At 45.1% G+C, this 21259-nt stretch carries 15 protein-coding genes; 9 read left to right on the top strand and 6 right to left on the bottom strand.

What is annotated here, in order from left to right:
* Window positions 1-11: 11 nt before the first annotated feature.
* Complete coding sequence (locus G3W54_RS03235; RefSeq protein ID WP_162651702.1) at window positions 12-395, bottom strand: VOC family protein; 384 nt, start codon at window positions 393-395, stop codon at window positions 12-14.
* 114 nt (window positions 396-509) lie between these two features.
* The gene (aspS, locus tag G3W54_RS03240) at window positions 510-2300 is read right to left on the bottom strand and encodes an aspartate--tRNA ligase (RefSeq protein ID WP_162651703.1); all 1791 of its coding nucleotides are present in this window, start codon (window positions 2298-2300) and stop codon (window positions 510-512) included.
* Window positions 2301-2534: 234 nt separating this feature from the next.
* On the opposite strand from aspS, the gene rnd reads away from it, so the two are divergent.
* Window positions 2535-3680, top strand: coding sequence for a ribonuclease D (gene rnd, locus G3W54_RS03245; protein ID WP_162653534.1), 1146 nt, complete (start codon window positions 2535-2537; stop codon window positions 3678-3680).
* A gap of 115 nt (window positions 3681-3795) precedes the next feature.
* Here the strand turns inward: rnd and G3W54_RS03250 are convergent, their stop codons facing one another.
* Window positions 3796-4398 carry a response regulator transcription factor gene (locus tag G3W54_RS03250; RefSeq protein ID WP_162651704.1) on the bottom strand — a complete coding sequence of 201 codons (603 nt, stop codon included), beginning with the start codon at window positions 4396-4398 and terminating at the stop codon, window positions 3796-3798.
* A 267-nt stretch (window positions 4399-4665) separates the two neighbouring features.
* Between G3W54_RS03250 and G3W54_RS03255 the strand changes: the two genes are divergently transcribed.
* Together G3W54_RS03255 and G3W54_RS03260 are read left to right on the top strand one after the other, a co-directional pair.
* A complete protein-coding gene (locus G3W54_RS03255; protein WP_162651705.1) occupies window positions 4666-5148 on the top strand; it encodes a molybdopterin-dependent oxidoreductase in 483 nt (160 codons plus the stop codon).
* Between the two features lie 19 nt (window positions 5149-5167).
* Complete coding sequence (locus G3W54_RS03260; protein WP_162651706.1) at window positions 5168-7708, top strand: PAS domain-containing hybrid sensor histidine kinase/response regulator; 2541 nt, start codon at window positions 5168-5170, stop codon at window positions 7706-7708.
* Window position 7709: 1 nt separating this feature from the next.
* Here G3W54_RS03260 and G3W54_RS03265 read toward each other — a convergent pair whose 3' ends face one another.
* The 3 genes from G3W54_RS03265 to G3W54_RS03275 all read right to left on the bottom strand — a co-directional run bounded on the left by G3W54_RS03265 (window position 7710) and on the right by G3W54_RS03275 (window position 12383).
* The gene (locus tag G3W54_RS03265) at window positions 7710-9551 is read right to left on the bottom strand and encodes a glycosyltransferase (RefSeq protein WP_162651707.1); all 1842 of its coding nucleotides are present in this window, start codon (window positions 9549-9551) and stop codon (window positions 7710-7712) included.
* On the bottom strand, window positions 9548-11110 hold the full coding sequence (locus G3W54_RS03270) for a cellulose biosynthesis cyclic di-GMP-binding regulatory protein BcsB (RefSeq protein WP_162651708.1): 1563 nt from the start codon (window positions 11108-11110) through the stop codon (window positions 9548-9550). The genes G3W54_RS03265 and G3W54_RS03270 overlap by 4 nt, the downstream gene beginning before the upstream one ends.
* Window positions 11111-11177: 67 nt before the next feature.
* Window positions 11178-12383 carry an NAD-dependent epimerase/dehydratase family protein gene (locus tag G3W54_RS03275; RefSeq protein WP_174244204.1) on the bottom strand — a complete coding sequence of 402 codons (1206 nt, stop codon included), beginning with the start codon at window positions 12381-12383 and terminating at the stop codon, window positions 11178-11180.
* 395 nt (window positions 12384-12778) lie between these two features.
* Here G3W54_RS03275 and G3W54_RS03280 point away from each other — a divergent pair, with 395 nt between their 5' ends.
* The 6 genes from G3W54_RS03280 to G3W54_RS03305 all read left to right on the top strand — a co-directional run bounded on the left by G3W54_RS03280 (window position 12779) and on the right by G3W54_RS03305 (window position 21256).
* A complete protein-coding gene (locus G3W54_RS03280; protein ID WP_162651710.1) occupies window positions 12779-16180 on the top strand; it encodes a calcium-binding protein in 3402 nt (1133 codons plus the stop codon).
* A gap of 240 nt (window positions 16181-16420) precedes the next feature.
* Window positions 16421-17479 (top strand): LacI family DNA-binding transcriptional regulator, encoded by a 1059-nt coding sequence (locus tag G3W54_RS03285; protein ID WP_162651711.1) that lies wholly within the window; start codon window positions 16421-16423, stop codon window positions 17477-17479.
* Between the two features lie 40 nt (window positions 17480-17519).
* A complete protein-coding gene (locus G3W54_RS03290; RefSeq protein WP_162651712.1) occupies window positions 17520-18518 on the top strand; it encodes an ABC transporter substrate-binding protein in 999 nt (332 codons plus the stop codon).
* 74 nt (window positions 18519-18592) lie between these two features.
* Window positions 18593-19408, top strand: coding sequence for an ABC transporter permease (locus G3W54_RS03295; protein ID WP_162651713.1), 816 nt, complete (start codon window positions 18593-18595; stop codon window positions 19406-19408).
* A gap of 4 nt (window positions 19409-19412) precedes the next feature.
* Window positions 19413-20213: an ABC transporter permease subunit gene (locus G3W54_RS03300; RefSeq protein WP_162651714.1), complete on the top strand. Its 801-nt coding sequence runs from the start codon at window positions 19413-19415 to the stop codon at window positions 20211-20213.
* Window positions 20210-21256 (top strand): ABC transporter ATP-binding protein, encoded by a 1047-nt coding sequence (locus tag G3W54_RS03305; protein WP_162651715.1) that lies wholly within the window; start codon window positions 20210-20212, stop codon window positions 21254-21256. Before G3W54_RS03300 ends, G3W54_RS03305 begins: the two co-directional genes overlap by 4 nt.
* Window positions 21257-21259: the final 3 nt, after the last annotated feature.

A 21259-nucleotide genomic window follows, 5' to 3' on the forward strand; every position in this document is an offset into this window, starting at 1 on the left:
CCTACTTGCACCTATTGGGGCGTGTGGCAAACCGCTTCTATATTGTTTCCGTCAGGGTCGAGAACAAACGCGCCATAATAGTGTTCATGATAATGAGGGCGCAAACCGGGCTTGCCATTGCAAACGCCTCCTGCGGCAATGGCCGCCTCATAAAACGCATCAACTTCACCTCGCGTTTCAGCCTTGAATGCAAAGTGTAACGGGGGTTTTTGTGCGCCCCCATCATTTAACCAAAATGTTGGATTGTCTTTGCCAAAGCCAATGACTTTTTCGCCATTGGTGTATTTCATCGGAACAGTTGCGAGAAGTCTAGCGTTTAAAGGCGCAAGAGCTTTTTCGTAGAACGATTTTGAATGCTCAAAGTCGCCAACACTTATACCGGAATGATCAATCATGGCTCACCTGGGTTACAATGCTCAGGCAATCACCCTAACACCAACCCAGTTGCTATACCATGTTTTAAAAATCAAAGATGCATGACCTAATAACAGCCATGCACAAAACCAAATCTAGTCTTTATGTTGCGGCAATACGCGAAGACCAAGCTCGCCCAACTGCGTATTATCTGCCGGTGCCGGAGCTGCCATCAACAGATCTGCCGCCTGCTGGTTCATTGGGAACATAGTGACTTCACGCAAGTTCTTAGCGTCAGCAAGAAGCATTACAACGCGGTCAACACCCGCTGCCATACCACCATGTGGCGGCACGCCATATTGGAATGCACGATATAAGCCACCAAAGCGCTCTTCAACGACTTCTGGACCCAAGCCCACTTTGCCAAACACTTTAAGCATCATTTCTGGAATATGGTTACGAATACCACCTGAGGCTAATTCGAAACCATTACACACCATGTCATACTGATAGGCTTTCAACGTCAACGGATCTTCTGCTTCATCAAAAGCTTCCATGCCACCTTGCGGCATTGAGAATGGATTATGGCCGAAATCGATCTTCTTGTTGTCTTCGTCCCACTCGTAGAATGGGAAATCAACAATCCAGCAGAATTCGAACTTGTTTTCGTCGATCAGTTTCAGCTCGCTACCAGCACGATCACGTGCAGCGCCCGCAAATGCTGCGAATTTGGATGGAAGACCCGCCACAAAGAAGCAACTATCACCAGCTTCCAGACCAAGCTGTGTGCGGATAGCTTCTGTGCGCTCTGGGCCGATATTTTTAGCCAGAGGCCCTGCCCCAACCGTTGCACCATCTTCCTCACGCCAGAAGATATAACCAAGACCTGGCTGGCCCTGCTGCTGTGCCCATGAATTCATACGATCACAAAATGCGCGGGAGCCACCTGTTTTAGCCGGAATACCCCAAACTTCAACTTTCGGATCTTTTTCAATCATACCAGCAAAGATTTTAAAGCCAGAACCTGCAAAATGATCGGTCACAGCTTCCATCTCGATCGGATTACGCAAATCAGGTTTATCAGACCCATATTTACGAATCGCCTCATCATACGGAATGCGTGGGAATTTTTGTGTAACTGGACGACCTTCCGCAAACTCTTCAAACACGGCCCTCATCACTGGTTCCATTGTGTTCAAGATATCTTCTTGTTCAACAAAACTCATTTCCATATCAAGCTGATAGAATTCACCCGGCAAGCGATCAGCTCGCGGATCTTCATCACGGAAACATGGTGCAATCTGGAAGTATTTATCAAAGCCAGACGCCATAATCAGCTGTTTATATTGCTGTGGCGCTTGTGGTAGGGCAAAGAAATTGCCCGGATGAATGCGGCTTGGCACGAGGAAGTCACGCGCACCTTCTGGTGAAGATGCTGTCAGAATTGGCGTTGCAAATTCGTTGAAATCAATCTCATTCATACGGCGACGCATGGACGAGATAATCTTCGAGCGAAGCATTATGTTGCTGTGCAATGTTTCGCGGCGCAAATCCAGGAAACGGTATTTTAGACGCACATCTTCAGGATATTCAGGCTCACCAAACACAGGTAGTGGAAGTTCGGCAGCGGCACTTTGCACAACGATGTTTGTCGCAAAAATTTCGACCTCACCCGTATCAAGGTTTTTGTTCACAGTCTCTTCAGTTCTTGCTTTCACTTCACCTTCAATTGTGATCACCCACTCGCCACGAACTGTTTCTGCGGTTTTAAAAGCTGGACTGTCCGGATCAACAACGATTTGTGATAGACCATAATGATCGCGCAGATCAATAAACAGCAAGCCGCCATGATCTCGAACGCGATGAACCCAGCCAGACAAGCGGACATTATTGCCCACATCTGTCCCACGTAAGTCTGCGCAAGTGTGAGAGCGATATGCGTGCATAATAAAACCTCATAGTTCATTGATTTGGGAGACGATATGTTTCGTCTATTGGTGGCTACCAATTAAATTGTAATTTGCGCCGGACAAGCCACGTGGCAGGTGATTTGTCAAGCAAAAACGGTAATTTTGCCACGCATATACGGCGTAGAAACCATCACTTTTGTTGCGAAGTACATCGAACCAAGCTTTTTTGAAGACAAATGCCTTGTTTTGGGTTATTTGGGCCGAATGGAAATTATTACAACAACTCAAGACCTAGAATCTGCTTGCTTAGACCTTGCGACAGCAGACTTTATCACCATCGATACCGAATTCCTCCGCGAGAAGACGTTCTGGCCAGTTTTGTGTCTTATACAGCTCGCTTCACCGGATCGAGCGCTCATTGTCGACCCGCTTGCAAAGGGCATCGATCTGGCCCCATTCTTTAAGCTGATGGCAGATCAAAGCGTTCTCAAAGTCTTTCACGCAGCGCGACAAGATCTTGAAATCGTGTTCCATCTGGGCGACATGCTACCCAAACCGATCTTTGATAGCCAAGTAGCGGCAATGGTTTTAGGTTTTGGTGATAGCGTTGCTTATGACAGTCTTGTTTCACGAATTACAGGCGCACATATTGATAAAACGTCGCGCTTTACTGATTGGTCACGTCGCCCGCTGACAGATCAACAACTTGATTATGCATTGGCTGATGTTACTCATTTGCGCGATGTATACCTTGAATTGGCATCACAACTTGAAACACGCGGACGTTCAACATGGCTGAATGAAGAGATGGCCATTTTAGAAGCGCGCAAAACCTACGATATGCATCCTGATGATGCGTGGCGCAGACTGCGAAACCGTATGCGCAAACCGCAAGATTTAGCCATATTGCAAAAGATTGCCGCATGGCGCGAAAACATGGCGCGGGGCCGTAATGTGCCACGTGGCCGCGTGCTAAAAGACGATGCGCTCTATGAAATAGCCCAGCAAAAACCGCGTGACTCTGGCGCACTTGGCCGCCTTCGCACCATCCCAAAGGGTTGGGAGCGTTCCGAGCTTGGCAACCTGTTGATGGCGGAATTGAATATTGCTTACGAAATTCCAAAGGAAGAGTGGCCGGAAATTCCGCGCCATAGACCTGCGCCAGAAGGCACAGGTGCAGCTTCCGACCTCCTTAAAGTTTTGCTTAAGACCATTGTTGATGAAGAAGGTGTTGCAGCGAAAGTCATCGCCAATGCGGATGATCTAGACAAGATTGCTGCCAGAGGCGCAGACGCCGATGTCGCCGCCCTCTCCGGCTGGAGACGCGAATTATTTGGCGACAAAGCATTAAAGCTAATTTCTGGTGAACTAGCGTTGAAATTTACCGATAAACGCGTGCAAGTGATTGAGAGTTAGTCGACGATGAACTGATGTCCTGACATCATATGAGCAAAGGCAATGCTTTTGCTCAATTTGTCTTTCTAGCAGTTTAGTTGTTCAGCTCGATAGAGATCGCAAAAATGTGTAGTATCTAAATCAAATTCTGATCGCGCCCAAACATGGCTGCTTGAGTGCGATTGCGTGCTGATAGTTTTTTGCAAAGCGTTTTTACATGTAGTTTAATTGTTACTTCCTGCAGGTCACAGTCAAGCGCGATTTCCTTGTTGGAAAGGCCTGCGCAAATTCCACGCAATACTTCGCGTTCACGGACTGTCAGTCCAGCCTTGGGAGCCTCTTCATCTTGCTGCATAAAGCTAGCTGGCAAAAACACCTCACCAGCTGCCATAAATTTGACAGCCATCACCATGGACTTTGATCCAAGTGTTTTTGGTACAAATCCAGCGCCGCCTTGTTTGATTGTTGCCTCTGCTACATCCCTTGATGCTGTTCCAGATATAATCGCCACTGGATTATCGTCGTTGGCTTTAATCATTTGATCCAAACCTTTTAGACCATCCATACCAGGCATATTATAATCGAGCAGAATGAGGTCATAGCTCACATTTAAATGAACCAACTCCAGCGCTTCTTCCAAATTCGCCGCGCTGTCGACATGCTCTATGCCTTCTTTGAGCAAGAATGCGCCGATTGTTTCACGAACCAAATCATGGTCATCTGCAATAAGAATGCGCATATTTTCCTCATTTCATTCATATGTCGGACATAGTTACCGGAGTGAATTTAATGACATTATATCAATAAAATTTCCATTAAACCAATTTAACCAACCAAATTTGAATTAAATGAGTTTAATCATGATGTAACATTTTTAAAAGATGTAATTTAAGCTCATACGATTATACAAACTATACGAAAGGATAGTCTCCTATCCGCATGATTTGATGCAATTGTCTTTGATTTGTGTGACGTAACTTAACGAAATATTTTTAAGGTAAGTTAGATGAACATCTCGAAAAAATTGCATATTCTTGTTTCCGTGTTGGTTTTATCGTTCGTATTTAATGCAAGTGCTGACCAGAGCGGCACCATTCTAACTGTTCGCGAAAATGCGACCACAATACAAGTGTTTGATTTTGAAGCTTTGAGCACGATGAAATCTACTAAATTTGAAACAACCACAATTTGGACTGAAGGCGTGCAAAGTTTTGAAGGCGTCCCGTTAAAAACGCTTCTGGAAGACTTAAAAATTACCGATGGCATGGTTTTGGCAACGGCTGTGAATGATTACGCTGTTGAAATTCCCATATCGGAGATTTCAAGCTCCGCACCAGTAATAGCATATAAGCAAAATGGAGAACGAATGAGTTTGCGTGATAAAGGCCCACTATGGTTGGTATATCCATATGACGCACATCCCGAATTTCAAACCGAAGTTACCTATTCTAGAAGCATTTGGCAGCTAAATCGTATCGAAGTAAAATAATCATCAACTGGGGCATAAATTGAAAAAACTTTATTTGCTATATCGCCCCTTTCAAACCGCAATAATTCTGATCGCATTATGTTTGATAATCTTCTCCATTTTTACTTTGGCTAACAAGGTGTGGAATGACGTTAGCAACCTTAAAACTGCCAAATCAGACAATGTTCATTGGATGCTATCTCAGTTGGAGGTGGATTATCTAAATCTGAGAACCGAACAAGAAACAGTCATTTCTGGCAAACATAAATCACTGAGTGAGCTTCGAAATAAGTTTGATGTATTTTACAGCCGCGTTACGATACTTAGGCAAGGATCTCCATTTAAAATATTGCGGGACGACCAGAAAACGGGGAAAATCGTAAATGATGTTTGGTCCTTTTTGCAAAATTCTACCGAATTGATTGATTCTGATGATCAGACATTGTTCGAAAACATTGATAACTTCTCGTTAAAAACGTCCGACTTAGCAAGTGAATTACGCTCTCTTGCGCTGCGTGGTGTAGAGTTGGTGGCAAATGCATCTGAACAGCGCCGTGAGGGCGTGTCGCAAACATTGTTACTAATTGCTGGTTTGTCTCTCTTCCTGTTTGCAGCGCTTTTACTCATGCTATGGGTATTTTTGCGCCAGTACAGGCACATGAAAAACCATGCCAATGACAGCCAAATCGTATCCAATCGACTGAAGGCTGTCGTAACAAGCTCTTTGGACGGCGTGATCGTCATAAATCGAGATGCCAAAATTCTGGAGTTCAACGGGGCCGCAGAAGATATCTTTGGGTATACCAAACATGAGGCCGTTGGTGGTGATTTGGCTGAGATGATTATACCCGTCCACCTTCGACAGGCGCACAGAGACGGAATGCAAAGATACCTTGATACCAATGAAAAAAGAGTGGTTGGTAAGGGTCGTCTTCGTCTGGAAGCAAAACGTAAATCCGATGAAGTATTTCCGATAGAACTATCAATCTCGAGTGCTGAAAGTAAAGATGGTGAGGTATTTGTTGCATTCTTGCGTGATATCTCCGATCTCGTGCAAGGTGAGGAAGAGTTAAAGCAGGCGCGAGACGATGCTTTGGCAGGCGAAAAAGCCAAGGCGCAATTGCTTGCCGTTATGAGCCACGAAATGCGAACACCACTAAATGGTATGTTAGGTACGTTGGAATTGATGTACGATAGCCCTTTGAGTGCAAAACAAGAGCAATATCTGGATATCATCAATACTTCCGGGAAAATGCTTTTGCATCATGTAAATGACGTTCTTAACATCTCCCGTCTGGATTCAGGTAAATTTGAGACAGAGCTGAATAAGTTCGATATCACAAAATTGATGAACCAACTTTGTGATAGCCAACGTCAGAGCGCAGCAACCAAAGGGAATGAAATCTCAACGGATTTTGTTAGTCTAAAGGACCAAATTGTTGTTGGTGATGACTTGCGATTGCAACAAGTTCTACTCAACATCCTTGGCAATGCTATCAAGTTTACTCGAGACGGGAAAATCTCCGTAGAAGCCGAACGAAAAGAAGGTGACATCATCGAAATCCGTATCTCAGACACTGGCATAGGAATAGATGAGGCCGATCTGGATAGAATATTTGAGGATTTTGTCACTTTGGATTCATCCTACGGACGTACCGAGGCAGGAACAGGTTTAGGTTTGGGAATTACAAAGCGCATGATTGCCGCAATGAACGGCTCCATAGGCGTTGAAAGTGTGAAAGGAGATGGAAGTTTATTCTGGGTTCGATTGTCGTTACCAGAATTTACAGAGGATGAAATTGCGGAAGAAACGAGCGATATAACTGATACTTCCGCCATCATACCGCAGCGCATTTTGGTGGTTGAAGATAACAGTATAAATCGTTTTGTTGTGCGCGAGATGTTAGAAAAAGATGGGCATACGGTCATTGAAGTTAAAGACGGAGTTGAAGGTGTTGCCATTTGCAAACAGCAAACATTCGATACGATCCTTATGGATATCAGCATGCCGCGTTTGGATGGTGTTGAAGCCACCAAAATCATTCGCGAAAGCGGTGGACCTTCTGCCAAAACACCGATTATAGCTCTCACCGCGCATGCACTGCCGGAAGAGATCATAAAGTTTAATGAAGTCGGTATGAACGACACATTAATTAAACCCATATCAAGCGTGTCCTTACGTAATGCTATACAAATGGCAACGAATAACAGCAAGAAAACCGCATTACGACCCAACACTGATGAACACGTTCAAGTCATTGATCATAAAACCTTAAATGAGATTAAAAACACGCTGGATACAGAAAAATATGAGGTACTGCTGCAAAAGTTTATTGGTGAATCTGATATGGAAATAGACTGGATTTCGTCGAGTAATGGTACGACCACCAACACAACGGAGTTTGTGAAACGCGTTCATAATCTGGCGGGATCGGCCTCCCTTTTTGGCGCAGTTCAACTACGCGATGTGCTTTTTCAGATAGAAACGATTTGTAAGACTAAGAAACCAGACGAGCTAGATCAATACATCAATCGACTTCCGGAAATTTGGGAGATTACAAAAACCTCATTGTCAGCTTAGATCACGCCACCCGCAAGGGTTTGTCGGGTATGATATTGTTCTCGTATGCCAACTCAAGAACTTCCCCATTTGACGACACAAGAATGCTTAGCATAGATTCCAGTGTAAAATAGGCGCGTAACACTCTGAAAACGAGATATTCAGGCAGGGCAAAAACACCTCTCGGCAGGCCATTTAAAAAAGCAGATACTACAGCCACGATGGCCGGTGCACCTGTTGTCACGGCAACAATTGACTGCCAGATTATGGGGCTATCTGGATTAAATCCAAACGCGTATTCCATCGTTCCAAACAAGATTAATGGCACCAACATTGCCCGCCGACCAGAGTTTATAAGCATATAGGGTAGAATGATTTTCCCGCGCAGTGTTGCATTCCGTGAATAAATTAAATCTCTGCAACGTGAACTTATATGATAGATGGAGCGAAACCAGCGCATACGTTGTTCTCGCATATGTGGATATGATGCTGGCACCTCAGATACATATCTAAGCTTTGGATCAACAACAGAATGATAACCAAGCTCACCAATTCGTAGTGAGATATCAGTATCCTCACCATTCATTCCCTCGACAAAACCGCCAAGATATATTGGATGTTTTGTTCGATAAACAACGAACATGCCAGGAATGCCAACCACTCCGTTGACCGCACCCATTGCTACGGAATAAAATCCATGTTTTACAATCACTTCCAAAAGCCGAGCGCGATCAAAAAGGGCACCACCTGGTGGGATAGGAACACCGCCCACAACACCCACCGCGGGATCGGAAAAATACGGCATTGCCCTGGACAAGTTGTCTTCACCTACCAAAGTATCGGCGTCCACACGTACTAAAAACTCGGTTTCAGTGGCTTCCAAACCAGCATTTAATGCATTGGATTTTCCTGGTTTTGGCACGTTGATAACGCGCCCTTGCGCAGATGTGCATGCAGCAAGAGCTTCGCATGCAATTTGCTCGGTATCATCAGTCGAATTATTGTTCATGATCAAGATATGCACCTCGCCCCCATAATGGGCAGCGGCTTTATCCATCGCATTTATTGTATCCTTGATAATGTATGATTCATTATGCGCAGGAACAATGATGCTAACTGGAGGTCTAAAGTTGGCTTTCTTTGCAAGAGCCACATCCAAAATTGCCAAAGCATAAAGCTGACCGAACAGCGTTGGCAAAAACAGAAACACGCCAGGGCCGATACCGCCCAATAATGTCAGTTCCCGCAGTTTCTTAACAATATAAAGATCCAAACCACCAATATAACTGGACACAATAATTGCGATAATCGTCGTCGCAACAAGTCTGATAATTGCTTTCTTGTTGCTGACAGGTCGATGCTCCAGCGGGATACGCACAGGCATTCGTCCCCGTTCCAGCAACTTAAAAGAATAGATCGTAAAACCTAGTAATCCAGAAATAATGGCACTGAAATGAAGAGAGTACGCCATGTCAAATCGCGCACCTATCGTGATATTTGCGAGGTCTAAAAAGGTGCAAACCAGAACATAACTAAAAACCATATCCAGCGCGAACAGAAAGCGTCCCAAATTGCTGCCAGAACTGAACATGGCAAACGAGATAAAGAAGGATAAAATAAAAATGCGCACAGCAACTGCATGACGCCCCTCATAAGGCGAAAGAACCAAGTCCCTGTTTGGAAAGTGCTGGCTAACCTCAGGTGTATTTATAAGCCAAAGCAAAAATATCGCAATAACGCAGAAAGTTGCGAGCATTGCAGGTGCACGCATTTGCGATACGGGACCTGCAAAACGCTTTGGAGCGCTGTCTACCGACACAAAACTAATCTGATCGCGATTGTCTTCTGGGGTTAAATCGCTCATCCTTCACCCCCGCCTATTGGTAGCTGGATCAGCACTGCATTGGGCGAAATCTCATCTGTTGATCGATTATCGGATAAATCTTCCAATCGCGATACTGAAAGTTCTCCGGCGTCTGTTTGAAAGAGTATCCACTGTTCGAACATTTCATTCTGAAAATTTTTAACAGCATCAAATTGCCTTCTTTCCAGAAAGTAAATCTGCGCCCCGCCGCTTGTATCACCTATATCTATAGTTTCGGGAAGCGCAGATGCCAGTATATGAGCGAACAGATTTGCCTGATTATCGGTGATGTTCTCGTTGCCTGCGATACCAATTTCCCCAACCGATTTTAAGGCATTTTGAAGATCGTGAAACTGATCATCCAATCTCTCAGAACCAGCAAGTAGCACAGTGTCCTGTTCCATCTGCGCAATCAAAATCGGCCCATTCTTACAAATTCCATCGTGATTTTCAGATGAATTTAGTGTCACTTCAATCAGATTGTTGGCTGTTTGACTGCGTTCATTCAGCAAAATTTTCCGGCGATATTTGCTGGTTTGAGATTCTAAAGCTTCTGTGTGTATCAATGAACCATTTAGCGTAACTGATACCATCCAATTGGTTTCTTGTCTTAATCCTGATAACATAAGACTTAAATCTATTGCGCTTGGCAATGTGCGCCCAGAAAACTGGCTTGGCTTATATTTTATTCTCCAGCTTGTTGACTTATAAAAGCGCCGTACACCAAAATTCACACCACTATTGGCAACATAGTAAGGCCATTGTTGCTGGTTACTTTTGATCCTTGGAAGCGTTGTTCTAAGTATTTCTAGCTCTTCAATTGATAGGCCACCAGCAGCCTCACTTGTTTTGAAGATAACTTTTTCTCCATCGCGGATAAAAGATGTTCCATAGTTGGTTAAGATGTTTTTTTCCCGTTTCGAAAACTTATTATCCCAATGAATAGAGATCAATCGTCCGCGGGATAAAACCTGGTCACGGGGAGTTTGAATGTTACGATCAAGATTTAAATAAAGCCCGCTGGTCGCCTCAATTTCTGCGATGGCTTGAATGCCATTCTTTGATGTACAGCTGTTAGTTTCATATTCACCTAACAGACTGAACGAGACGACCAGCCGCTCTTTTGCTAGTTCTTCGGACAATAGAGGAACCAACAAGGAGCGTCCTACCTCTCCTGGATACAATAGCATTTCACCGCGTTTGGTATTGTTGATGGAAATACGCAATACGCCGTTCACATCATCAAGTACCTGCGATGTAATGTCTATTTGGAGGTAACCAGAAACAGGGCGTGCATCGATTGGCAGCGGAAATGCAGCACTCTGATAGGAGGGTAAACCGGTAAGAATTATGGGGGCATTACGAGTAAATCCAAAAAAGACTTTCTCATTTTTTCCCAATTCTGATGTGTTAAAAGTTTCTGCCTCAAAAACCAATTGTGGACCAAAAGCCAACTCATTGAACTGGCGCAAACCACGTTGCGGAATATTATGTGAAGACAATAAAAAAACTGCCCACGCAATAAAGAAGGCCATCAGGCCAATGCCAATCGTTCTCATTTGAAAACCTCATACAAGTTAGCACTGCTGAACCCGCCTCCAAGCGGGAACAACAGTGCTGAGTTAGTTAAGCTGCTTGCGGATCTTGGACCACGCCAGGACGTTGATTTTCTGTCCAGGTTGAAACACATGGGATCATGTGCATGCGACATCTGTCAGCAAAGCGCATTGCAATATCCTGCGTTTCTTCCAACAATCCCTCTTCCAATGTAATCGGATTTAAACCCAAGGTGATGAAGGTTTTATTCGAAACACGAAGGTCGTTTTCTGCCGCCTCATTGCGTGGATTGTCCACATTGGCAATTTCTGCGCCTGAAACTTTGGCCACGATTTCTGCCAAATAACGAACCGTATGAGTTTCTGTCATTTGATTTAAGATTTTCACCTGACCATCTTTTTCAGGTGGATTTGCAACAGCCAGAGCCAAACACTTAACAGTGTCCTGAATATGGATAAACGCTCGCGTTTGTCCACCGGTGCCGTGCACGGTCAAAGGATGACCAACAGCTGCTTGCATGAGGAAACGATTTAGAACAGTGCCATAATCACCATCATAATCGAAACGGTTGATCAAGCGTTCGTCCAGCCTGGTTTCTTCTGTTTGAGTGCCCCAGACAATGCCCTGATGCAAATCAGTTATACGTAGGCGATCATTCTTGGCATAGAATTGAAACAACAATTGATCCATAGATTTTGTCATATGATATACGCTGCCCGGATTGGTTGGATACAAGATATCACGCTGAAAAATTTGGTTGTCGTCACCTGGTACATAGACTTTCAGATAACCCTCAGGAATCTCCATTCCATCATCGTCGTAGCCATAAACACCCATTGTTCCTAAGTGAATAATATGTGGCTCAAGTTTGAGCTGGGTAACTGCAGCCAGAACATTATGTGTTGCGCCAATGTTGTTGCTAACTGTGTAGCGTTTTTGACTTATCCCTTTCATGGAATACGGTGCTGCGCGCTGTTCGCCAAAGTGGATAATTGTGCTTGGTTTTAGTTCCGCGAGCAATTCTTCTAAACGTTGATACTCTGCTGCAACATTGAAATTTTCAAAGGCGATATCTTTGCCCGTTGCCTCTTTCCATGCTGCCAACCGCTCGTTCATAGATTTAATTGGTGTCAGGCTATTGGCGCCCAAGCTCTCATCAATTTGACGACGTGAGAAATTATCCACAATCGTAACTGCATAACCTTTTTGCGACAGGTGTAACGCTGTAGGCCAACCACAAAATCCGTCACCGCCAATTATAAGAATATTTTCCATTTTTCGCATCCTTTGTTACCGCCTGTCGGAATTGACCTGTACAAATTAGATCTGCACATCCGGCGTTTATGGGATCAACATACGATGATGAAAAATGGATTTCTCACGTCTGGGTGTATAGATGCGCAAGGAAATGGGTAGATTGGATACTCGTTTGGGGTCATGGGCTTAGCAGATCGGATAGAAAGACTATCCTTTCGGATATAGAATAAAGGAAATCTGTCTCATTCAAGCGTTAGGCAGATCGGTTGGCTACAAAACGGCCTTCTACACATAAGTATAGCCGCATATACGAATGCTCTCCCGACTATCTTTTTCATCTCAAGACGTTCACCGCGCGTGCGCCTACATTCAATCAAAAGAAATAATAGCGCCGCAGCGCAAGGAGAGTTCCAATGGCACGAAAGATTTATGGTACAAACAACAATGACACTCTAGAAGGTGGCGCGGGTGCTGACATTATAAATGCGAAAGCTGGTGATGACATTGTTTCAACAGGGGCTAGCGCAGACAAAGTTTTTGGAAAAACCGGAGAGGACACAATCACGCTTGGGTCTGGATCCGACAAAGCATACTCTGGGCAAGACGATGATTTTGTCGATGGTGGCAACGGTTCAGATATTATCTACGGCGGCCAAGGAAATGACGTGCTCTATGGTGGCGACGTTATCCAGCCTGAAGGAGCGGACAATTCTGCTGGAGGCATAGATGATAAAATTTGGGGTGGTTCTGGCAACGATGAAATATACGGCCAAAGCGGGAATGATCGCCTTTTTGGTCAAAATGGTGAGGATGTTATCTCCGGTCAGGCGGGAGCCGATGAAGCCTATGGTGGGAAGAATAGTGATGTGCTTTCCGGCGGCTTGGGCAATGACATTCTCGATGGCGGAGAAGATGCTGATATTCTGAGTGGGAATGAAGGTAGCGATACACTCAAAGGCGCACATGGAACAGATATTCTATCAGGTGGTTCTGGTAATGACGAAATCCATGGCGGTGATGATAATGATACGGGCTACGGAAACGAGGGCAATGACCGCATGTTTGGCGGTTCAGGAGCGGATGTTCTAAGTGGCGGCACCGGGGAAGATTTCATACAAGGTGACAGCGGCAATGACGTTATTCACGGTGAAGAAGGTGATGATGTCATAAATGCTGGAGTTGGAAATGACACAGTTTATGGTGGCGAAGCCGATGACGAGATCAATCTTTACGATGGTAATGACATAGCCGTTGGCGGTGCGGGTGAAGACAATATAGATGGAGGAAATGGAGATGACCTTATCTATGGTGATAAACTCGCGGTCAATATTTTGTCAGAAAGCGCTGAACACGTTGGACAATCAATCGCACAATTTAGCGGGTCTGACTGGACCGTTGTTGAGAATGCTGAGACAGGACAATCAGAGATGTCCCAGAGCGTCAACACCAATGTGAACACGACTTACACTATTAGCATTGATGTTGCGGCGAACTTCGCTGCAGGTCTGACATCAGGGGCTGTTGAAGTATTGTGGAACGGGAATGTAATTGACAAAATCGAAGTTCAAACGGGCGTGTTTGAAACCAAGAACTACGATGTTTTAGGCGCAGGCAATGGCACCGGATTGATGATCCGCACCGCTGAACCGGAAAATGAAGCGTCTTCGATTTATGATACAAGCGGTCCGATTTTTTCATATGAGAAAATAATCGATCTCGGCAATGGTGCCATCACGGTTGATGCATTTGCTCCCGGGCAAGCCAAGTTATTTCAGGTCATCAGTGGGCAGTTGCAGGTTTTTGATACTGCAACACAAACATATATTGGTGCAGGACCAGAAACCGGTGTGAAAGTAAATGCAATCGGTCTGAATGTAGAAGACGACCTGATCTATGGATATGCAAAAGCGTCAGGCAAAGATACCCTGGGCCAGACAATAGCAGATAACAGTCTTGTTATGATGGATGCCAAAGGCCAGATATATAAACTGGGAGACGGTGATTATCCGGATTTCGTTGGTGATTTTGACGGAAGAGGTAACCTTTGGACGTTCCACACAACATTGGATCGTGTCACAAAAATCGACGTCGATAATCTTGATGCTAACGGAAATCCCGCCGTCGAAACATTTTATTTCCCGGCCGATTTAAGCAAAAACAACATGTATGATGTTGCGTTCAATCCACAAAATGGAATGTTCTACGGGGTCGTTGCACCCAATATTCCCGGCGGTCAGGGCAAAATCATAATGATCGATTTGACTGAAGTCGAAAATGGCGACCAACCAGTTATCGCCGAAATACCTATCACCCATTCTCAAGTGAATGAAACTCTTTACGAAGGCATGGCGAAAGGTGCCTATGGGGCCGTCTTTATGGACGGGCTTGGCAATCTCTATACAGGCCTCAATAATGGTGACCATGACCTTTCAGCCAATACGCCAGATAATGGCGGAGTTTATCGCATCGTTTTTGATGAGGCCGGTCGCGAAGCCACTGCAGAGTTAATGGCTGCATCACAATCCACCGGAAACAATGATGGCGCAATGGATACACGTGGCAATGATCCTTTTGCAGATGTTGATGCCACTGCAAATGTCCTCGTTAAAAACATCAAAGTTGTTCAAACCGAAGGTGAAGGTTGGAACGACATAATCTTTGGTGGTCTGGGCGATGACGTCGTATACGGCGGTGGTCGTGATGATAATATTAATGGCGGCTTGGGTGACGATACCCTTTACGGTGAGGCAGGACTGGATTTTATTTATGGCTTGGAAGGCAATGATGAACTATTTGGTGGCTCCGGTAATGACAGCCTTTTTGGTGGTCTCGACAACGATAATATAGATGGTGGCTTAGGAAACGACACTATTTCTGGCGATGAAGGTGATGATATTCTGCATGGTGATGCTGGAAATGATCTTATCAACGGAGGTGACGGTTCTGATGCGATTTTTGGCGGAGACGGACGAGATGCACTCTCGGGAGGATTGTCCGATGACACGTTAGAGGGAGGATCTGGCAACGATATTCTCAATGGTAATGAGGGTGCGGATTGGCTCTCTGGCGGTAGCGGAAAAGATGAGTTATTCGGAAATACTGGCGAAGACTATCTGCTGGGCGGAGCTGGTAATGATGTTCTAAACGGAGGCGCCGGCAATGATACGCTCAATGGAGGTTCAGGAAATGATAATCTGCTGGGCGGCTCAGGCGCTGACACTCTGACGGGCGACAGTGGAAACGATCATATTCATGGCAATGAAGGCAATGATCAGATCAACGGAGGAGCCGGCATTGATGTCATTATCGGTGGCTCTGGATTAGACATAATATCAGGTGGAACTGGTGGTGATCGTATTTTTGGCGGCTCGGACGGGGATACGATCTTCGGTGATGCGGGTAACGATCAACTTAACGGCGAAGCGGGCTCAGACATAATTCGCGGAGGAAACGGTGCTGATACCATCTCTGGAGGAGACGGAGATGACTGGATAGAAGCCGGGAATGGACGAAACATATTATCAGGTGGCGATGGCTCTGATACTTTTGTCTTCCTATCAGACAATGGATTTCATCACGACATCATCACTGATTATCAATGCTATGGCGAAAATGCCGACACGATAGATCTGGCTAGTTTTCAGTTTCTTGATAACTATGAAACGATTGAAGATTGGCAATCTGATTGTATTACCTTTGGTGAAAACAATACTATTCAGATCAAACTCGGATATTGGCAAAGCATTATTATTGAAGATAGTTTTGAAGCAGGATCAAGCTTTATGCCAACATTTATCGACACATTGGATTTTTAATGAGGTGATTTTCATTCGGGTAAATTCCTGCCCTCTTAACTGACAAATTTATGGCTTTCATGAATTTGTCACACTGCACCGTTATTGTGCATTCAACGATCAGAGGCAATTTTAGAAACAATTCATAGCTTACAATTTAATCCAGCATCGGTGACTTTCCGGGTAAAATCATAGCATGACTTGACTCATAAAGTTATGTGTGTTCAATTTGTGGAAACGTTTCCATTGGGAGGTAGAAACATGAGTACCAAAGTTACTATCAGGGATGTTGCTAGTCTGGCTGGCTGCAGCATCGCGACTGTATCCAGAGTGCTCAATAAATCGGGCCCTTCAAGTGTAGAGAATCAAAAGCGCGTCTTAGCAGCGGCTAAGACGCTTAATTTCGAGTTTAATGAAGTTGGGCGCTCACTTCAGCGACAGGCATCAAAAACGCTGGGCGTAATTGTACCTACAATTTCCAACCCTGTTTTTGCTGATGCAATAGAAGGCGTTCAAGAATGTGCATCTGAAAACGGCTATCGAATATTGCTTGGTTTTGCCAACTATAACACCAAGCAGGAATTGAAGAGCCTAGAGACATTGCTTGCTCATCAGATTGATGGCGTTGTTCTGACAGTTGGGGATATTGAAGATAGTCCTGCAATCAAACGTCTGGAGCAAAGTTCAACGCCATACTGTTTGATGTTCAACCAATCCAGAAATCCAGGCAGCCCAACGGTTTGTGTAGATAATGCTTTGGCAGCGCAAAAGGTGGGTGAAGAAATTTTTCAACTCGGGCACACATCGGTTGCATTTCTTGCGGTGCGAATGAATTCTTCTGACAGATCTCGCCAGCGCTACGCAGGTCTTTGTGAAGCAGCAAGACTGGCAAAGATGCCTAAACCACCTATTGTGGAGGTTAATTATGAACCCTCAAATCTTGAGGTATCTTTAGCTAAATTGTTTGCGGAGAAGCCTGATGTTGGAGCGATATTTGCATCAAATGACATGTTGGCCCTCGCTTGTATACGAGCGCTTAGAGCCATCAATAAACGCGTCCCTGAGGATGTCAGCATTGTCGGTTTCGATGGAATAGCAATAACGGACCTGGTCCAACCAAGCATTGCAACGGTACTGACGCCTTGCCGCGAAATGGGTAAACAGGCAACTGCATTGGTTATAGATGCGTTACAAAATAACCGAAGTGTTACACCCCAAGCTGTAATGCTTCCATTCGAATTTCGTTCTGGTCAGAGTTTAGTTTCCAGCCAGACGAATGTGTCGACACGCGAGCTGCAACCCGCGAGTCGACTATCATGACCACCCCAGACAATTTCAAATCAAATGGAGTAACAGACAAATGAGATATATACTTGGAACTGCATTAGCAGCAACACTTTTGGTCACGATACCTGTGAGTGCCGAGGATTCAATTTGCTACAATTGCCCACCTCAATGGGCGGATTGGGCAAGCATGTTAAAAGCGATTGATAAAAATATCGACGTTCAAATGCCACACGACAACAAAAACTCGGGCCAAACATTGAGCCAGTTGATTGCGGAAAAAGCATCGCCAGTTGCCGATGTGGCTTACTATGGTGTTACCTCAGGCATTAAAGCTGCCAATGAAGGTGTTGCCGCAGCATATAAGCCAAAAGGCTTTGATGATGTTGCTGAAGGTCTAAAAGATCCAGAAGGCCGTTGGGTCACAATTCATTACGGTACGCTCGGTATGTTCGTTAACAAAGACGCCCTAGGCGGTGCACCTGTACCAGCTTGCTTTGCCGATCTAAACAAGTCCGAATATAATGGCATGGTTGGATATCTTGACCCATCCAGTGCATTTGTTGGTTATGCTGGTGCAGTTGCTGTCAATCGCGCCTTTGGAGGGGATCTTGATAATTTTGATCCAGCAATCAAATACTTCAACGAACTAGCAAAAAACAACCCGATTGTCCCGAAACAAACATCATATGCTCGTGTTGTATCAGGCGAAATTCCGATCCTGTTTGACTATGATTTCAACGCTTATCGCGCCAAATATACAGAAGGCGGAAACTTTGAATTTGTTATCCCTTGCGAAGGCACAGTCGTCGTTCCTTATGTGATGAGCCTTGTGGAAAATGGTCCTAAACCTGAAGTTGGTAAGAAGGTATTGGATTACATCATGTCTGATGAGGGGCAAGCAATCTGGACGAATGCATTTTTGAAACCTGCTCGCCCGGTGAAACTTGCGCCTGAAATCGCAGCAAAATTCTTGCCGGACAGTGAATATGCCCGTGCTAAACCAGTAGATTATGCCAAGATGGAAAAAGTCCAAAAGAGCTTCGGTGAACGCTATCTCAACGAAGTGAAATAGACTTTTATCACACGCTTATTTAAGCAAACCGGGGAGCGGTTTTCTGCTCCCCTAATATTTCTTGGATTATTATCATGAGCCCCCGTTCTTTTTTTGTAATATGTCTATTGCCTCTGTCGATATTTACTCTGGCGTTTTTGGCGCTGCCGCTAGTTCGTCTGTTTGTTTCGTCCATTAGCACGGAATCAGGCTTTGGCATTTACGTCGAGATTTTAACAAACCCGCGGTACATGAGAAGTCTGCTACAAACCGTTCTAGTATCAGCTGCCGTAACTGTTGCTGCATTATTTATCTCCACAACTTCCGGATTATTTTTAGTACGTAACCAATTTGCAGGACGGGGCGTATTAATTTCCGTGCTCACCTTTCCATTGGCGTTTCCTGGTGTGGTGATTGGTTTTCTTATTATTTTACTGGCTGGTCGACAGGGGCTTTTCAATATTTTGGCAAAGGATCTATTCGATGCGCGGCTTGTGTTTGCTTACTCAATGACTGGCTTGTTTTTTGGGTATCTGTATTTTTCTATCCCGCGTGTTTTGCTCACGGTCATGGCAGCCGCCGAAAAACTTGATTTATCTTTGGAAGAAGCTGCTCGCTCTCTTGGCGCTTCGCCAATAGCAGTATTACGCGACGTCATCTTGCCGGCATTGACCCCTGCCCTCATTGCAGCAGGTGCAATTGCGTTCGCAACGGCCATGGGTGCGTTTGGAACTGCATTCACCCTGGCGACAAACATCGATGTATTGCCCATGATCATTTATACCGAGTTCACGCTCTCAGCTAACATTGCCATGGCCGCTGCACTATCGGTTGTATTGGGCCTTGTGACATGGATTTTACTTGTCATCAGCCGCTCGCTTACTGGCGGCGCCATTGCGGCGGCGGGGTAACGTCATGAAAAAAAGATCATCAAGCTTCATCTTTCAACTGACAGTAACTTTGCTGGCCTGCGCATTCCTGCTTGTACCCGCAATAATGTCAATAATGGCGGGCTTCACCGTCAATTATTTCCAAGGCATCTCCAGCGGGGTGACAACAAAATGGATTATTGAAGTGTGGGGGCTTTATTCTGATAGTATAGTACGCTCAATCTTGCTGGCAATTGCCTGTCTGATTAGTACGCTCATTATTGGTATACCAGCAGCTTACGCTCTTAATCGAATGGGGCCGCGAAGTTCCCGCATATTAGAGGAATTTGTCTCTCTGCCTTTATCAATTCCTGGCCTCGCTCTGGCTTTGGCTTTATTGCAATTGTATGGCAGCATGAAAGGATTTCGAATTTCTTCCTGGTTCATTCTATCAGGCCATGTTCTTTACACACTGCCCTTTATGATCCGTTCTGTTCTGGCCGTTTTTGCAGCCATTGATCTAAAAACACTTGAAGAAGGCGCCAGTTCCCTTGGGGCTACGCCGTGGCAACGGTTTCGCGATATTGCGATCCCTAATGCCATGCCGGGAATATTGGCTGGTTCATTGACGGTCGTTACATTGTCGATCGGTGAATTTAACCTGACATGGATGCTACACACCCCTTTAACAAAAACACTACCTGTGGGTCTAGCTGATAGCTACGCGTCCATGCGACTTGAGATAGCGTCTGCCTACACACTGGTGTTTTTCGTCATGATCGTGCCGCTTCTGATTGCTCTGCAATGGGCATCAGCGCGCGCGCAAGCTATAGGAGATATACGATGAGCGGTACAAAAATTCACTTAGAAAACTGTTCCAAAACATTCCCAGATGGAACACGCGCGTTATTGCCGACAAATATTGACGTATCCCCCGGTGAGATACTGGCATTGCTTGGCCCATCGGGGTGCGGCAAGACCACGATGTTGCGCATCATTGCGGGCTTAGAGATGCCCGATGCAGGCGGTCGCATTATGTTTGATGATACCGATGTCTCAACGGTAGCAATCGAAAAACGTTCTGTTGGCATGGTTTTTCAATCCTATGCGCTTTTCCCGAATATGACCGTACGAGATAACATCGGTTATGGTCTTAAAATCAAAGGCATTGATGCTGCCAAAATCAAAGAACGCGTTGATGAAGTGATAGAGCTTTGCCAGTTGGAGGGTTTGGGTAATCGCAATATTAAAGCGCTTTCCGGTGGACAAAGGCAGCGTGTTGCTGTTGCAAGGGCTGTTGCTCCACAACCCAAAATACTGCTGCTTGATGAGCCGCTTTCGGCGCTCGATGCGGGATTGAGAGATCAGTTGCGTGACGAGCTGGCGTTACTTCTTAGAAAACTATCAATTACAACGGTTTTCGTCACTCATGACCAATCTGAAGCCATGGCAATTGCTGACCGTGTGGCGGTTATGCGCTCTGGTAAAATGTTGCAAATTGATGACCCTAGAAGCCTTTATTCCAAGCCATCGAGTGCATTTGTTGCTCGTTTTGTTGGGGCTGCTAATGAATTATCCGGCGTGGCAAGCAACGATAAATTATCATTGCAGACGGGCACACTGACATTACCAAAGTCTGGATCGCCGCAAGGCCCGACAACAGTGTATGTGCGGCAGGAAGCTATCAAGTTAACCGAAACTAAAGGCAACGGACTTGAGGGAACGGTTGTTTCAAAAACGTTCTTGGGAAGTTCGCAAAAAGTTGTGCTGTCCGGTGTTAGCGACAAGTTAATCAGTGTCGTCACAGATCCGTCGACACAGTGTGAGATCGGGCAGACATTTGGGTTGTCGATCAAGACTGAAGATATTCTTGTTCTGGAAGATCAATAGCAT

This window comes from Lentilitoribacter sp. Alg239-R112, assembly GCF_900537175.1.
Classification (GTDB): Bacteria; Pseudomonadota; Alphaproteobacteria; order Rhizobiales; family Rhizobiaceae; genus Lentilitoribacter.

Bases quoted from the DNA above. Each gene is read 5' to 3' on its own strand.
- G3W54_RS03305 (WP_162651715.1), top strand. From the start codon at position 20,210: ATGAGCGGTACAAAAATTCACTTAGAAAACTGTTCCAAAACATTCCCA.
- G3W54_RS03300 (WP_162651714.1), top strand. From the start codon at position 19,413: ATGAAAAAAAGATCATCAAGCTTCATCTTTCAACTGACAGTAACTTTG.
- G3W54_RS03270 (WP_162651708.1), bottom strand. From the start codon at position 11,110: ATGAGAACGATTGGCATTGGCCTGATGGCCTTCTTTATTGCGTGGGCA.
- G3W54_RS03250 (WP_162651704.1), bottom strand. From the start codon at position 4,398: ATGCGCATTCTTATTGCAGATGACCATGATTTGGTTCGTGAAACAATC.
- G3W54_RS03295 (WP_162651713.1), top strand. From the start codon at position 18,593: ATGAGCCCCCGTTCTTTTTTTGTAATATGTCTATTGCCTCTGTCGATA.
- G3W54_RS03265 (WP_162651707.1), bottom strand. From the start codon at position 9,551: ATGAGCGATTTAACCCCAGAAGACAATCGCGATCAGATTAGTTTTGTG.
- G3W54_RS03280 (WP_162651710.1), top strand. From the start codon at position 12,779: ATGGCACGAAAGATTTATGGTACAAACAACAATGACACTCTAGAAGGT.
- G3W54_RS03255 (WP_162651705.1), top strand. From the start codon at position 4,666: ATGAACATCTCGAAAAAATTGCATATTCTTGTTTCCGTGTTGGTTTTA.
- G3W54_RS03290 (WP_162651712.1), top strand. From the start codon at position 17,520: ATGAGATATATACTTGGAACTGCATTAGCAGCAACACTTTTGGTCACG.
- aspS (WP_162651703.1), bottom strand. From the start codon at position 2,300: ATGCACGCATATCGCTCTCACACTTGCGCAGACTTACGTGGGACAGAT.
- G3W54_RS03235 (WP_162651702.1), bottom strand. From the start codon at position 395: ATGATTGATCATTCCGGTATAAGTGTTGGCGACTTTGAGCATTCAAAA.
- G3W54_RS03275 (WP_174244204.1), bottom strand. From the start codon at position 12,383: ATGGAAAATATTCTTATAATTGGCGGTGACGGATTTTGTGGTTGGCCT.
- G3W54_RS03285 (WP_162651711.1), top strand. From the start codon at position 16,421: ATGAGTACCAAAGTTACTATCAGGGATGTTGCTAGTCTGGCTGGCTGC.